Raw genomic sequence first — 14,274 nt, forward strand, 5'->3', positions numbered from 1 at the left:
CCGTGGCTCGGCCTTCCCGGAATCCGGTCCGGACAGTGTTGCGCGGTCACCGCATCGGGACGGCCTGCCGCGACGGATACCGAGGCCGTGCCGAGGGGCGCCGATGACGGTGAACGCCTAGGAGCCTCAGGGGTATGGAGCCCGGCTGACGGCAGGGAGCCGCCGAGCAGCGGGCCGCGGATCGCGCCGATGCGTCCGATCCCGGCCAGGGCGGCGAGGCCGGAGGCGCAGCTGACGGCGGCGTAGACCAGCACTTGCACGCTGAACACCAAGCAGCCCGCAGCGTGACGGTGGTCGCCTTGGCGCCTCCGGACGTGCGGGAGGCCAGGAACGAAGTGGACTCGGGCTGGTGCCGCGCCATGAGCAGCACCAGCACCAGCACCAGCGCGGGCAGGGTGCCGATCACTAACATTGCGCGCCGCCCCAGCGGCGGGGTCACCGCCATTCCCAGCAGGGCGGTGAGGACAGCGCCGACGTGATCGTCGTGGCGGTGCTGCTGTGACCCCGCCGGGCGTGCTCGCCGACCAGCGTGATCGAGGTGGGCAGGCAGCCGCCCGGCCGAGACCGGACGCTTGATCGCCGCTGGCGTCGACGTCGCAGGGCGCCGCCGGCGTCGGCCTCGGCCCGGGCGCGGTCGATGTCCGCGACTACCAACATCCAGATTGCGGACGGACCCTTCCTCTATGCCCGCGCCCCCGCCGGTCGCCAAGGCCGTTCCGCGCGCGGAGCGATCCGATGCTTCCCCCATCGGGGCCTCCCGCGGGTGAGGGCGCGACTCTGAGAACTCGGTCGGCCGCATGTCACCGGGGCACTGTGGCGCACCGGACGTGCGGTGTCGGGCCGGTGCTCAACTGGCCGGACGATCAGGACCCGTGGCGCGGTCGGCCGCGTCACTGGCGCCGTGACCTCCGAAGCCAGCTGGGACGATCAGCTCTGGCCACGAAAGCCGATTAATACTAGGTTTTTGATGTCGTGCCGCCGCCCCACGCGGCGCGTGCGGGTCTCAACCCGGCGTTGGAAGGCGTTTCCGGTGCGGAGGGCGGGCTCAGGGCGGCTCCTGAGTTCGCCTGACGAAGCCGGCCGTTGATCACCTTCGCCTCGATCCCCAGGAGGAGCAGGACATGATGCGACTGACCGACCGGCGCGTGCTGGTCACCGGAGCGGCGTCGGGTATCGGCCGGGCCACCGTTCTGCGGTTGCTGACGGAAGGCGCCCGTGTGGTCGCGGCCGACATCGCCGAGGACGGGCTGAAAGAGACGCTCGCGCTGGCCGGAGAGGCCGGTGTCGCCGACCGGCTCACCGTCAACAGCGTCGACATCGCCGACGAAGGCTCGGTCGGCGGCCTCGTCAGCGCCGCGGTCACCGAACTCGGCGGCCTGGACGCGCTGGTGAACGCGGCGGCCATCCTGCGTGGGGCGCACACCCACGACTGCCCACTGGAGCTGTGGAACCGCGTCATCTCGGTCAACCTCACCGGTACCTTCCTCATGACCCGGGCCGCGCTGCCCGCCTTGCTGCGGACGGGCCGGGGTGTGGTGGTGAACTTCAGCTCCACGGCGGCCTTCTTCGCGCATCCGTTCATGGCCGCCTACTCGGCCAGCAAGGGCGGGATCGCCTCGTTCACGCACAGCCTCGCCCTGGAGTACTCCAAGCAGGGCCTGCGTGCGGTGAACATCGTTCCGGGCGGCATCAGCAGCGGCATCACCGACAACATCGTCCGGTTGGTGCCGGAGGACGTCGACTGGAACCTCTTCACCAAGCTCACCGCCGCGATCGGAGACGGCCTGCCCGGCCCTGAGAACGTCGCAGGTGTCGTGGCGATGGTCATCTCCGACGACGGCGCGTTCATCACCGGCACAGAGATCCGTATCGACGGGGGCGCCCACCAGTGAGCCGGGCGTCGGTGCATCCCCGACCAGGAACGGCTGTGACGCCCAGCTCCAGGGCCCGGCCCAGTCCACGCCCAGCGCGGCCATCAGGGACGGCACGCCCGCCGCGTACATGATCGAACACCGCGGTCGCACTGCTCGACACCGGGCCCGCTGTTGCCTCGTCACCGCCGCTCTGGCCGTGATGCCTCCACCGGACCTCGGCTCCTGACACGGTGACGGCCGTGACAACGGCCGTCACCGTGTGCCTGTCATGCCGGGTTCGCTGAACTTGCCGTGCTCGGGCGGCAACTCACCGCGCCTCCTGGCCCGGGGGCCGGATCGTCTCGGGAGCCATCTGCAAGTGGGCAGCGATGTCGTCCATCGTCCACCAGTCCTTGTGTGAATCTCCGGGCAGTGCTCTGCTGGCCCCGGCCCTGACGGGACTACAAAGATCAGGCCGGTAGGACGAGCCCACGGGACGGTATGGCACGCGCGGCGGCCGTCAGCCCGAACCCGATGCGTGCTGATCGATCTGCCACTTGCGGGTCTGGACGGGGTGGCGCTCACGCTCGGCGAGGCCCCATACCGACTGCCTGCCGCTGCCGAGCGTGGCGCGGTGCTCCAGCACTGCCAGGAGTAGTTCGTCGCGGGAGCCGAAGTAGTGCAGGACTCCGGCCTGGGACAGGCCCACGCGGTCGGCGACCTCTTGGAGGAAGGCCGCGCTGGGCGTAGACCTCCAGGGCCGTGGCGAGGATCCGCTCCCGCCGTTCGATCCCCTTGCGGTAAGGGCCGCGGGGTTTGCGCTGGGGCGTCACCCGCCACCCCTACTCAACCGGAGAGGGACGTGATATGAAAACCTAGTAGTACTTGGTTTTAGGGTTGTTCCCGAGAGGATGTCCCGTGATCTCCCACCCCAACGACGAGACGGAAGCGGCGCGCCGTACGGCCGCGATCAGCCGTCTGACATTCGAGTACCTGCGCGAGCCGCTCGGGATCGGCGTGGCCCGCCCCCGGCTGTCATGGATCATCGAGGCTCGGACCCCCAACTGGACCCAGACCGCGTACGAGATCGAGGCGCGCGGCGAGACCGTACGCGTGGAGTCCTCGGACTCGGTCCTGGTCGAGTGGCCGTTCGCGCCGCTGGAATCACGCGAGCGTGTCACCGTCGGAGTCCGGGCGGCCGGGCCTGCGGGGGAGTGGACCGACTGGTTCCACACGGACGTGGAGGCCGCCCTGCTCCGGGAGACCGACTGGAGCGCGGCATTCATCAGCGCCGGTGAGGGATCGCTGCTGCGCCGCGAGTTCGAGGTACGGCCCGGTCTGCGGTCGGCGCGCCTGTACGTGACCGCCCTCGGCGTCTACGAGGCCGAACTCAACGGCTCCGTCGTCGGCGACCATGTGCTGGCCCCGGGCTGGACCGCGTACCGGCACCGTCTGCGCTACCAGACCCACGATGTGACGGACCTCGTCGTCCAGGGGCGCAACTGCCTGGGCGCGACGCTCGGCGACGGCTGGTACCGCGGCAGGCTCGGCTTCGAGGGAAGACGGGCCCTGTACGGCGACCGGACGGCCCTCCTCGCCCAGCTGGAACTCGCCTATGAGGACGGCACCGTCGAACGCGTCGTCACCGACGACACCTGGAAGGCGGCGTCGGGACCTCTGGTCTCCAGCGACCTGTACGACGGTGAGCACCACGATGCGCGCCTTGAGCCGTCGGGCTGGTCCAGGCCCGGGTTCGATGACTCCGGATGGGACAAGGCACTGGTCGTCGAGCACGACCATGCCGCGTTGTTCGCCGCCATCAGTCCGCCCGTCCGGCGGACCGAGATCGTCGAACCGGTGAGCACGACGACGCCGCCGTCCGGCACAACGATCCTCGACTTCGGACAGAACCTCGTCGGCCGCCTGCGCATCACCGCGCGAGGCGACGCCGGAGACAAGGTCGTGCTGCGGCACGCCGAAGTCCTCCAGGACGGAGAACTGTGCACCGCCCCGCTGCGGACGGCCAAGGCCACCGACACCTACGTACTGCGCGGCGGCGGGGAGGAGACCTGGGAGCCGCGGTTCACCTTCCACGGGTTCCGCTACGCCGAGGTCACGGGCCCGGTCGAACGGGCGGTCGCCGTCGTCTGCCACTCCGACCTGGAACGCACCGGCTGGTTCTCCTGCTCCGACCCTCTGGTGGAGCGGCTGCACGAGAACGTCGTGTGGAGCATGCGCGGCAACTTCGTGGACGTGCCGACCGACTGTCCGCAGCGCGACGAGCGCCTCGGCTGGACGGGCGACGCGCAGGTGTTCGCACCCACCGCGACGTTCCTCTACGACAGCGCCGGATTCCTCGCCTCCTGGCTGGCGGACCTGGCCGCCGAGCAGACACGCGAAGGCGTCGTGCCGTTCATCGTCCCGAACGTCGCAAGCGCCACCACCGCCGCCGCCGGCTGGGGCGACGCGGCCGTGATCGTCCCGTGGACCCTCTACGAGCGGTACGGCGACCTCGGCCTGCTCGACGCGCAGTTCCCCAGCATGCGCGCCTGGGTCGACCACGTGCACTCCCTCACCGGCGAGGATCTGCTGTGGAACAGCGGCTACCAGTTCGGCGACTGGCTCGACCCCACCGCGCCCCCGGACCGACCCGAACTCGGCAAGACCTTCGCCGAGATCGTGGCCACCGCCTACTTCGCCCGCTCCGCCGAGCTCGTCGGGCGGGCCGCCGCGGCCCTGGGCCGGCAGGAGGACGCCGACCACTACACGGACCTCGCCGCGCGGATCCGCGCCGCCTTCCGCGCCGAGTACGTCACCCCGGCCGGACGACTCCTGTCGGACTCCCAGACCGCCTACGCGCTCGCGCTCCGCTTCGGCCTGATCTCCGACGAGGACGCGCGGCGCCGTGCGGGACGGCGGCTGGTCGACCTGGTCCGCGGCGCCGGATACAAGATCGCCACCGGGTTCATCGGCACACCGCTGCTGTGCGATGCGCTCACCGACGCCGGCGCCCTGGAACCCGCCTACCGCCTTCTGCTCCAGCGCGAGTGCCCGTCCTGGCTGTACCAGGTGACGCAGGGAGCGACCACGATCTGGGAACGCTGGGACAGCCTCCGGCCCGACGGGACGGTCAACCCCAGCGGCATGACCTCCTTCAACCACTACGCCTTCGGAGCCATCGCCGACTGGCTCCACCGGGTCGTGGCGGGCCTGGCCCCGGCGGCCCCCGGCTACCGGCGCATCCGCATCGCCCCCCGCCCCGGCGGCGGTCTGACCAGCGCGAGCGCGCGCCTGCGCACCCCCTACGGGGAGGCCGCCTGCTCCTGGACCCTGGAGAACGGGGCGCTGACCGTCGAGGCGACCGTGCCCGCCAACACCTTCGCCGACCTGCACCTGCCCGGCCACCCGGTGGAAACGGTCGGCTCGGGGGTGCACCGGCGCACCGTTCCGTTCGTCCCCGAACGCGCCGCCCGGGGCCCGCTGACGCTCGACAGCACGTTCGGCGAGGTGGCCGACACGCCCGGAGCGATGCAGGCCGTCGTCGACGCGATCGCCGCCCGGCTGCCCGAGCTGGCCGAGTTCATCGAACTCGGCACCTCCGCCGTCCCCACCTCGACGACCGTCCGCGAAGGACTGGCGCTCCTGCCCGACAACGAAGCCGTGCTCGCCGACATCGAAGCCGCCTTCGCCCGCCTGTAGGCAGTGGCCAGCACCGAGAGGAAGACGACACATGGACCAGCTCGACCGGCTCACCCTGGAGGAGAAGGCGTCCCTTCTCTCCGGGCGGGACTTCAGCGGCACCAAGGCGATCGACCGCGTCGGCATCACTTCGATCAAACTCTGCGACGGTCCGCACGGCGTCCGCCTGCAAACCGAGGGCGGTGACCACCTCGGCATCGGCGACAGCGTCCCGGCCACCTGCTTCCCGCCCGCCGTCGCCGTCGGCTCCAGCTGGAATCCGCAGGTCGCCGCGCGGCTCGGCGCAGCCCTGGGACGCGAGGCCCGGGCGCTCGGCGTCTCGATCAGCCTGGGACCGGCGATGAACATCAAGCGCTCGCCCCTGTGCGGCCGCAACTTCGAGTACTACTCCGAAGACCCGCATCTGACCGGAATCCTCGCCGCCGCCCACGTGCGGGCCCTCCAGGCCGAGGGCGTCGGCGCGTCGGCGAAGCACTTCGCGGCCAACAACCAGGAGACCGACCGGATGCACGTCAGCGCCGAGGTCGACGAGCGCACCCTGCGCGAGATCTACCTGGCGGCCTTCGAACGGGTCGTCAAGGAGGCGCAGCCGGCCACCGTGATGGCCGCCTACAACAAGATCAACGGCGTCTACGCCACCGAGCACCGGTGGCTGCTCGACGACGTCCTCCGCACCGAATGGGGCTTCGACGGCCTCGTCGTCTCCGACTGGGGCGCCGTCTCCGACCGCGTCGCCGCGCTGCAGGCGGGGACGGACCTGCAGATGCCCGGCACCGGCGGCGTCGACGACGCCGAGATCGTCCAAGCGGTGCGCGACGGCCGGCTGGACGAGGCCCTCGTCGACGCGAGCGCCCGCCGCGTCCTGAGGCTGGTGGACCGGTACGCCCCGGGAGAGGCCGACTTCGACGCCGACGCCCACCACGCGCTCGCCCGGGAACTGGCCGCCGAGTGCGCGGTACTGCTCAAGAACGACCGCGCCACCCTGCCGGTCGGCGCCGACGTGCGCCGCATCGCCGTCATCGGAGAGTTCGCCGCGACCTCCCGCTACCAGGGCGGCGGCAGCTCCCACGTCCACCCGACCCGCGTCGACAGCGCCCTTGAGGCGATCCAGGCCCTCGCCAAGGACCGCGACCGGACCGTCACCTACGCCCCGAGCCTCGGCGAAGGCGCGGTGGAGGCGGCCCGCGACGCCGACCTGGCGATCGTCTTCGCCGGGCTGACCGAGGACGAGGAGTCCGAAGGGTTCGACCGCCGGCACATCGACCTGCCCGCCGAGCAGATCGAGGTGATCCGCGCGGTCGCCGCAGCGGCACCCCGCACCGCGGTGGTCCTGTCGCACGGCGGCGTGGTCACCCTGGAGGACTGGCACGACGACGTCGAGGCCATCCTCGATTGCTGGCTGCTCGGCCAGGCGGGCGGCGGCGCCATCGCCGACCTGCTGTTCGGCGTCGCCAATCCCTCCGGGCGCCTGGCCGAGACCATCCCGCTGCGCCTGGAGGACCACCCCGTCTTCGTCAACTTCCCCGGCGAGGCCGGGAAGGTCCTCTACGGGGAACGCGTCATGGTCGGCTACCGCTACTACGAGACGGTCGGCGCTCCCGTCCGCTACCCCTTCGGGCATGGGCTGAGCTACACGACGTTCGAGACGAGCGACCTGGACGTCACCGTCACCGGCGACGACACCGCGGTCGTCGCGGTGACCGTCACCAACACCGGCCGGCGCGCGGGAAAGCACGTCGTGCAGGTCTACATCGCCACCAAGGCAGGCCCCGTCCGCCGTCCGGCCAGGGAACTGCGCGCCTTCACCAAGGTCGCGCTCGACCCGGGGGAGTCCGTCCGGGTCGAGCTGCCCCTCGATCGGCGCGCGTTCGCCTACTACGACGTCGAGGACTCCCGGTGGGCGGTCGCGCCCGGCGAGTACACCGTGCAGATCGGCGAGAGCGCCGCTCGGATCGTCGCCGAACGCACGATCACCCTGGCAGGGGAGAGCGTCGCCAGGCCGCTTTCGCGCACCTCCAGCGTCAAGGACTGGTTCGGGCACCCGACCGTCGGGCCGCTGCTCATGCAGGAGCTCACGGCGAACCTGACCGACGAGCAGAAGGAGCAGGCCGAGGACTACGCCCACATGCTGCGGATGGTCGAGTCGATGCCGATGAAGCAGTTCCTGGGTTTCGCGGGTCTCGGGCTTTCCGACGGCACTGTGGACCGCCTCATAGAGCTGAGCGAACGCACTTCCTCGGGGGCGACCGGGTGATCGCGCCCACCACCGACCCGGCGGTCGCCCTGACGGCCGCCGGGATGAGCATCTTCGGGATCGCCTCGGCCCTGCCCCGGTCCGCCGCCCCCGCCGCCGCACCGCTCATCCTGGCGCTCGGCGGCGGCGCGAACCATCCGCTGCTGTTCACCTTCGCCGCGGTGACCGCCGTCGTGGCGGGCCTCACCGTACGACCAGTCAAGGGAGTCCGCTGACATGAGTGCGGACACGGTGCTGTTCGCACACATCTGACTCTGCACGGGACCTGCACGCCGGTCCCCAAGCGGGCGCATCGGATCCCCGTAGGGCAGCTCAGGCCGATTCCCGTCCCGGTACAGGTCGCTTTCGCCGCCCGCTGAACATTACGGAGAACGACGCCGTGTACGGGGCGCTCGCGTCCTCCGATATCACCGCGTCGGCATCGGCAACCGCCTGGCCCCGGTGTCCGCCGAGGCCAGGCGGTTGCCGATGCGATGCGCTCCCGCAGCCCCTGGACGACTGCGAGCGAGCCTGCAACCGGGTGGCCGACAACGCCTCGGAGGCGGGAAGCGGACGCAGACCGGGTATCCGCCGGAGGGATGAGCATGCACGGCCGGAGCACCCGTCATGACACGGGCGCTCCGCCGTCCAGACTGCTCCTACGGAAGTCCTCTGTGCCTCACAGAGGCGTCCGTGGCGGAAGGACGCACCCCGATCGCTCAGATCGGGAGCCGAACGCGCCGCGAGGACGCGTTCGAGTTCGTGAGAACAGGCTGATGGCCGTGCACCTCCCCCCTGCCGTGGTCGCGACGTCCACCACACTCGCTGGGGTACGCAGGCTGATGGCTTACGGGCTCGCCCTTTGCGAGTTCGCGGGCGATCGCCTCGACGCATTCGGCGACGTTCTCGGCGCGCGTGATCGTCGCCCCGTCGGCGAGCCTGCAGAATCGCCACCCGCCGCTGCGGTAGTCGCATGCCACATCGACGGTGCGGCGCGGAGCGTCACACCGGGCGACGTTCACCCAGGACACGCCCTGACGCGAGACCAGGCGACCCGCCAAGTCCCGTCGGGCCTGGACCGCCATGTGCAGTGCGACCAGATACTCGCGTCGGCGGTTGCGCGGAGCGGGGCGGTCGATGGTCTTCGCGTGCCGTCCCCTGTCGCGGATCATGTCATCACCTCGCCTGCAAGGGCGACCACAGCGGAACACCAAAAGCCACTGGATACGGCCCTGGGGCGCGGCAGTGACGCCGAGGCTGACTCTCGTGAAGAGTTGCGAGCCAGGTTATGGCCGTGACAAACAGGATGGTGCTGCAGCGCCTGTGCTGGGGTGATGGCCCGGGGGAATCGGTGCCAGGTCATTCGAGACGGTGCAGCAGCCGGTAGCGGCGGCCGCGCCACATGCTGCCCAGCGAGAGCATGTCAGGCAGGCTGGCGCCTTGGTCGGCCCACAGCTCCAGACGCTCTCGGTCGATCAGTGCCATGTGGAACTGTGCTGCCCGCCGGCGGGCTTCGCGTGTGAAGCCGCCATTGGTGACCACGACCGCGACGTCCGCGTGGTGAGCGGGTCCAGCGGTGCCGTTCACCTCATGGATCACCCGGGACTCGACGGATCGGCCAGTGGTGGTGTGCTTGCACTGGACCACGACGATCTGTCGAGTCGGCGGGTGAGTACCGATGACGTCGGCGGCCAGGTCTCCGGCCCCGCCGACCCGGCGCGCGTCCACGCCGTCGCGTCTCATCAGGTCGCGCACCGCGTCCTCGAACTGGCTGGGCGTCATGGCGTCCAGCTCCTCCAGGCTGTAGCGCAGCTCGGCCAGTCGTCGAGCGGTCGCACGGGCCCGCAGTATCCGCACCCGCCAACGCGCCCAGATCGCCCCCGTCAGGCCCACGGTGAGCGAGGGCAGCGCCCACCAGGTGCGCAGCAGCCACTCCACCAGCATGACCAGCGCCTGAGCGATCGTCAGTACTGCGATCAGCGCGATGAGCCCGGCCCCCAGCCAGTCATCGGCGCTCTTGGGGCGCCGGATCCGTCGCAGCCTGCGCAGCGCTGCGGCGGCCAAGCGGCGGCCCGGTGACGGTCGCCCGGTTGCTCGGTAGGTCATGGCGTGCGCGTGGGGGTCGTCGTCGAGGCGTGGGACGAGGGCTTGCGTTCGGTCTGTCCGTCGCCGCCGCCCGCGCCGGACGGCAGGTACAGCAGGAGCTCCACCTCGCCCGCGGTGCCGCCCTTGGCGCCGCGCCGGCTCGGGATGTTCACCCAGTGCCCGCGGCGGTGGTGGTGAGTCATCGGCTATTCCTCCTCACTGGGCATGGAGTGCACGGCCCGCCCGCGCGCCGTCTCCGTGCCCGTGAGGCGCACTGAACCATCCGCCGCCGACAAAATCCGTCCGAACATGCATGATCAACAATAAGTGGCTACATGAGGACAGGAAACGATGGCCTCCACGTCATTCCTGTCTTTCCTGAACGGCATCTCTTGCCCGATGCGATCCTGGGTGTCGTCGTGCTGCCGGGGCTCAAGGCTTGGACCAGGCGACCGATGGACATCCGGGGCGACATGGAACGCGGCGCCGTCAGGCCGAAGCTCATGCCTCTGGCCCCAGCAGCATCCCCATGCGCAGTCGCATGAGGATGCGGAGTCGAGTTTCGGCAGGTCAATACCGCGCCACGCCGTCAGACGAGATGACGATCCGTGCAGTCGTCATGGAGTATGGAGCGAAGACAGCGTCAGAGATTTCGAAACTACGCCGAACGCTGTCAAGTGTCGCCTACAGGAAGGAATGCTGCATGGCCGGAGCCGACTCGACACTGGAGATCACATGGACGCTCGCGAACACCGTACGGACAAGGACATCGAGCGGTTCGCCGCAGAGCTGAACGAACGTGTCCGCACACTCAACAGCCTCACCGAGAGAGCACCCGGGCTGACGCAGCCGGGGACCGCATACACCGTCCTGGGAAACCTTGCCCAGACCGCCTTCCGCCTCAGCCAGACAGCCGAGAACCTCGACGCCTTCCTGCACAGGGAGCTCGACGCCGGCCACCTCGGGCATGACCGCGGCGACGACCCGGAGCCCAGTGTGCTGAAGGCGCATGATGCGCTGGCGCAGGCGACCGAGCAGAGCATGGACCTGGGTGAGGCGTTCCGCCGGGCCCAGGGAGCGCTCGTCGCCATCCAAGCCCCGCGAGGGCGACACAGCCCCGTCACTACACACCGCCACAAGACCGTCGGCATCACAGGCCGAGGGCGCCGAGGACGCCGCCGAGCCCGAGTCGGCGGTCAAGGACTTTCCGAAATCGATCGGTGACGTCATCTCCGATCCCGTAGGGAAGCCGTCCCCACCGGGGCCACGTCCCAACGTTGGACCGCCGAAGCCTCGTCGCGAGGTCTGACCCCGTCCATGTCTGAAGCCCTGTCCGGTGGACCATTGTGGATTCGCACCAGTGCGGTGGCCATGGGTGCTATCGGCCTGCTGGTGGGCGAGCCTGGCATGACTGGTGGCGGTAACGCGCCGTCAGCCCGAGCCGGTTGGTGCGGCATTCGACCGTGGTGCGGTGTCGGCGGGCGGCCGCCTCGAAGGCGACAGGCTCGTCCGGCCCGTTGATCAGCAGGTACCGGCGGACGACCCAGTGCAGTCCGCCCAAGCTCAAGATCAAATACAGCGGAACGTCAAGATCCACCGGATAGGGCCTCATCGGAGCCTTCCGGCATGGCCGTATCTCGTCAGAAGCTCCGCTGGCGCGGGACAAGTAATGGAAACGTGGTCGGGCCGGGCGCGGTCCGGCCGGGTTTGGATCGGTCACGATCCTGGAGGAGGTGGAGGAGCCGCGTACGAGGAAGGGCGCGCGGTGGGGCATGTGCAGCGCCTGAACCGGCGGGCGCACAGGACACCGCGTCGAGGACGGTCGGTGAGGATTTCCCTCTCCGACGACGAGTACCAGGTCGTGGCGACAGCGGCTGCCGGAGAGCGGCTGGCGACCGGGGCGTTCGCGGCTCAGGCGGTCCTGTCGGTGGCCACAGGGCGTTTTCGTCCGGAATACGCGTTGCTTCGGGAGACGCTGGCGTCGGTGATGCAGGCCGCCGGGCAGGTCCGGCGCATCGGGGTGGCCCTCGACCAGGCCGCCGCATCGCTCAACGCAGGAGAGCCCTCGGCACGGTTGCGACGGTACGCCGAAGCCGCGGCACAAGCCGTCCGCAAGCTCGACGACCTGGCCGACGACATATGTCAACGCCTTCCGTGAGCCGGGGCCGGAGTGATCGGAAAGATTCTGCGGGGCGAGCGGGTACCGGGATTGATCCGGTACTTGTACGGCCCCGGACGTAGCAACGAGCACCGCGATCCCCACCTCGTCGCCGGCTTCCGCAGCCCACCGGAGCTGGAACCGGACATCGGCGAGGACGGCGGCAGGGACTTCCGGCGCCTGGACGGCCTGCTCACCCAGCCGCTTGCTCTGCTCGGCGAGCGCAACTACCGCAAGCCCGTCTGGCACCTGTCACTTCGGGCCGCTCCAGAGGACCCTGTCCTCGCCGACGACCAGTGGGCGCAGATAGCAGAGGAGGTCATGGCCCGGACCGGGCTGGCCCCTGCCGGAGATTCGGACGCGGTCCGCTGGATAGCGGTCCGCCATGCCGACGAACACATCCACATCGTGGCCACGCTCGCCCGCCAGGACGGTGGCCGTCCTGAGGTCTGGAACGACGGATACCGGGTGCGCGATGCCTGCCGAGCCGTCGAAAAGCGATTCGGGCTACGGTCCACCGCGCCCGCGGATCGTACGGCGGCCCGGCGTCCCAAGCGCGGAGAAACCGAGAAGGCCGTCCGCAAGGGGTGGAGCGAACCGTCCCGCGTGGTTCTGCGGCGCGCGGTGCAGGTCGCCGCGGCAGGCGCGCGCACGGAGGAGGAGTTCTTCGACCGCCTCCGTACCGCGGGCATCCTGGTACGTCAGCGCGTCGACCGGCAGCATCCCGAGCAGGTCACCGGCTACGCCGTCGCTCTTGACCAGGATCGGACCCCGCCGGACAGCCGGTCTGGTACGGCGGCGGCAAGCTCGCCGCCGACCTGACCTTGCCCAAGCTCCGGCACCGCTGGGCGACCGGTCGCCCGCGGCCTGGACCGGTGTCGGCGGACTACCGTCCGGTATCCGGACGGCACCTGTCCCAGCCGACCGCTCGCGCCGTGTTGCGGACGATCGTCCGCGAAGCCGCCGAACGCGCCCGGACACCGGAAGAGTTCTTCGACGCGCTGCAGGCCGCGGGGGTCCGGGTGCGGCCACGCTTCGGCGAACGCAACCCTGGACAGGTGACCGGTTACGCGGTGACTTTCCCCGAACACCGCTCGGCCGACGGAGAAGAGCTCTGGTACGGCGGGGGACGCCTGGCCGACGACCTGACATGGTCCAGGCTTCGAGAACGCTGGCGCGGCGATTCGAGCAGACCGGTCAGCGGTGGAGCGGCGGCGGAGTTCACCGCGGAGGAGGTGCGTGCCCTCTATGAGGACGCAGCCCGCGCCGCCGCCTATGCCACGGCACAGCTGCGCCGCTACAGCGTCATCAACCCCTACGCCGCGCGGGACGCCTGCTGGGCCGCTGCTGATGCACTCAATGTCGTGGCAGCCGTGACAGGCAATCGCGACCTGCGACGAGCCGCCGACGCCTACGACCGGGCAGCCCGCCCGCCGTATGGACGCATCCCCGCCCCGACGGCGGCGGGCGATGGCCTACGCACTGCCGCGCGCTTGTTGGCGATGGCCGGCCGTCGAGAAAGCCGCGCTGGTGGGGTGACCTCCTTGGTGGTCAAAGCGCGGGGCCGACCTGGAGCCGCCGACGCGGATGCCGCCGTAGGTGGGACCATCCCCGCGTGCGCGGGGCCGACAGCGTGTGCTCGCGCGGGTACACCACGTACGTGGGACCATCCCCGCGTGTGCGGGGCCGACGTGCTGTCGACCTCGCCGTCATCGTCGGTCCGGGGACCATCCCCGCGTGTGCGGGGCCGACGTCGGCGAACTTGCCGGCGGGGGCGATGCCGGCGGACCATCCCCGCGTGTGCGGGGCCGACGTCGGGGAGATGACGGTTAATGGCCCTGGTCAGGGACCATCCCCGCGTGTGCGGGGCCGACACTTGATGACCTGGGAGTCTATGCCAACGAGGCCCAGTTTTCATTTAGTTGGATTTGCAAACCCTCGGCCCGTCTGTCCGGGGACGGCCACGACGTGCTGTCTGGGGCGTGGACTCCACACCGGTCAAGTGCGGCCGCTCTCGTGGCGCCATCAGGCGCGTAGCCGACCGGGCCGGGTGAGGCGAGTGCGGTTTACTGCTTCTCCTACTCACGGTTCTTCTGGGGGACTTCGGTCGCGTCTGCTGTGCACCCGGACGGGCCGCCGGTTGCCTTCGCGTTGACCAGCCCGAGGTTGATGAGACTGCTTGGGATGCCGGATGCCGATCCCGCCACCGAGGACAGGCGGTCATGGGTGGGCGTCACTCCTACAGC

At 70.3% G+C, this 14,274-nt stretch carries 11 protein-coding genes, 1 pseudogene and 1 CRISPR repeat array; of the genes and pseudogenes, 7 read left to right on the plus strand and 5 right to left on the minus strand.

Annotated elements, in window-relative coordinates; translation table 11 throughout:
• Positions 1-435: 435 nt before the first annotated feature.
• Positions 436-657, minus strand: coding sequence for a hypothetical protein (locus tag ABD879_RS11075; protein WP_345020160.1), 222 nt, complete (start codon positions 655-657; stop codon positions 436-438).
• A 464-nt stretch (positions 658-1,121) separates the two neighbouring features.
• Between ABD879_RS11075 and ABD879_RS11080 the strand changes: the two genes are divergently transcribed.
• On the plus strand, positions 1,122-1,892 hold the full coding sequence (locus ABD879_RS11080) for an SDR family NAD(P)-dependent oxidoreductase (protein ID WP_345020162.1): 771 nt from the start codon (positions 1,122-1,124) through the stop codon (positions 1,890-1,892).
• Positions 1,893-2,373: 481 nt separating this feature from the next.
• Here ABD879_RS11080 and ABD879_RS11085 read toward each other — a convergent pair.
• Positions 2,374-2,571 (minus strand): annotated as a pseudogene (locus tag ABD879_RS11085) (hypothetical protein); the annotation flags it as partial.
• Between the two features lie 200 nt (positions 2,572-2,771).
• Here ABD879_RS11085 and ABD879_RS11090 point away from each other — a divergent pair.
• From ABD879_RS11090 to ABD879_RS11100, 3 genes are read left to right on the plus strand one after another with little or no spacing between them, the layout of a single operon-like run.
• Positions 2,772-5,552: a family 78 glycoside hydrolase catalytic domain gene (locus tag ABD879_RS11090; protein ID WP_345020164.1), complete on the plus strand. Its 2,781-nt coding sequence runs from the start codon at positions 2,772-2,774 to the stop codon at positions 5,550-5,552.
• A 31-nt stretch (positions 5,553-5,583) separates the two neighbouring features.
• Positions 5,584-7,806, plus strand: a complete 2,223-nt coding sequence (locus ABD879_RS11095) for a glycoside hydrolase family 3 C-terminal domain-containing protein (RefSeq protein WP_345020166.1) — start codon at positions 5,584-5,586, stop codon at positions 7,804-7,806.
• Positions 7,803-8,021: a hypothetical protein gene (locus tag ABD879_RS11100; RefSeq protein WP_345020168.1), complete on the plus strand. Its 219-nt coding sequence runs from the start codon at positions 7,803-7,805 to the stop codon at positions 8,019-8,021. Before ABD879_RS11095 ends, ABD879_RS11100 begins: the two co-directional genes overlap by 4 nt.
• A 483-nt stretch (positions 8,022-8,504) precedes the next feature.
• Here ABD879_RS11100 and ABD879_RS11105 read toward each other — a convergent pair whose 3' ends face one another.
• The 3 genes from ABD879_RS11105 to ABD879_RS11115 form a co-directional block, all read right to left on the minus strand.
• Positions 8,505-8,957 (minus strand): hypothetical protein, encoded by a 453-nt coding sequence (locus tag ABD879_RS11105; protein ID WP_345020170.1) that lies wholly within the window; start codon positions 8,955-8,957, stop codon positions 8,505-8,507.
• A gap of 187 nt (positions 8,958-9,144) precedes the next feature.
• Complete coding sequence (locus ABD879_RS11110) at positions 9,145-9,891, minus strand: restriction endonuclease (protein ID WP_345020172.1); 747 nt, start codon at positions 9,889-9,891, stop codon at positions 9,145-9,147.
• Positions 9,888-10,073: a hypothetical protein gene (locus ABD879_RS11115; RefSeq protein ID WP_345020174.1), complete on the minus strand. Its 186-nt coding sequence runs from the start codon at positions 10,071-10,073 to the stop codon at positions 9,888-9,890. The genes ABD879_RS11110 and ABD879_RS11115 overlap by 4 nt, the downstream gene beginning before the upstream one ends.
• A 532-nt stretch (positions 10,074-10,605) precedes the next feature.
• Between ABD879_RS11115 and ABD879_RS11120 the strand changes: the two genes are divergently transcribed.
• From ABD879_RS11120 to ABD879_RS11130, 3 genes are all read left to right on the plus strand, one after another.
• A complete protein-coding gene (locus ABD879_RS11120; RefSeq protein ID WP_345020176.1) occupies positions 10,606-11,094 on the plus strand; it encodes a hypothetical protein in 489 nt (162 codons plus the stop codon).
• A gap of 541 nt (positions 11,095-11,635) precedes the next feature.
• On the plus strand, positions 11,636-12,028 hold the full coding sequence (locus ABD879_RS11125; protein WP_345020178.1) for a hypothetical protein: 393 nt from the start codon (positions 11,636-11,638) through the stop codon (positions 12,026-12,028).
• Positions 12,029-12,040: 12 nt separating this feature from the next.
• Positions 12,041-12,850, plus strand: a complete 810-nt coding sequence (locus ABD879_RS11130) for a relaxase/mobilization nuclease domain-containing protein (RefSeq protein ID WP_345020180.1) — start codon at positions 12,041-12,043, stop codon at positions 12,848-12,850.
• A 780-nt stretch (positions 12,851-13,630) separates the two neighbouring features.
• A CRISPR array of direct repeats spans positions 13,631-13,902; the repeat unit is 28 nt; unit sequence GGACCATCCCCGCGTGTGCGGGGCCGAC.
• The last annotated feature ends 372 nt before the right edge of the window (positions 13,903-14,274 follow it).

This window comes from Actinomadura keratinilytica (assembly GCF_039539665.1).
GTDB lineage: Bacteria > Actinomycetota > Actinomycetes > Streptosporangiales > Streptosporangiaceae > Spirillospora > Spirillospora keratinilytica.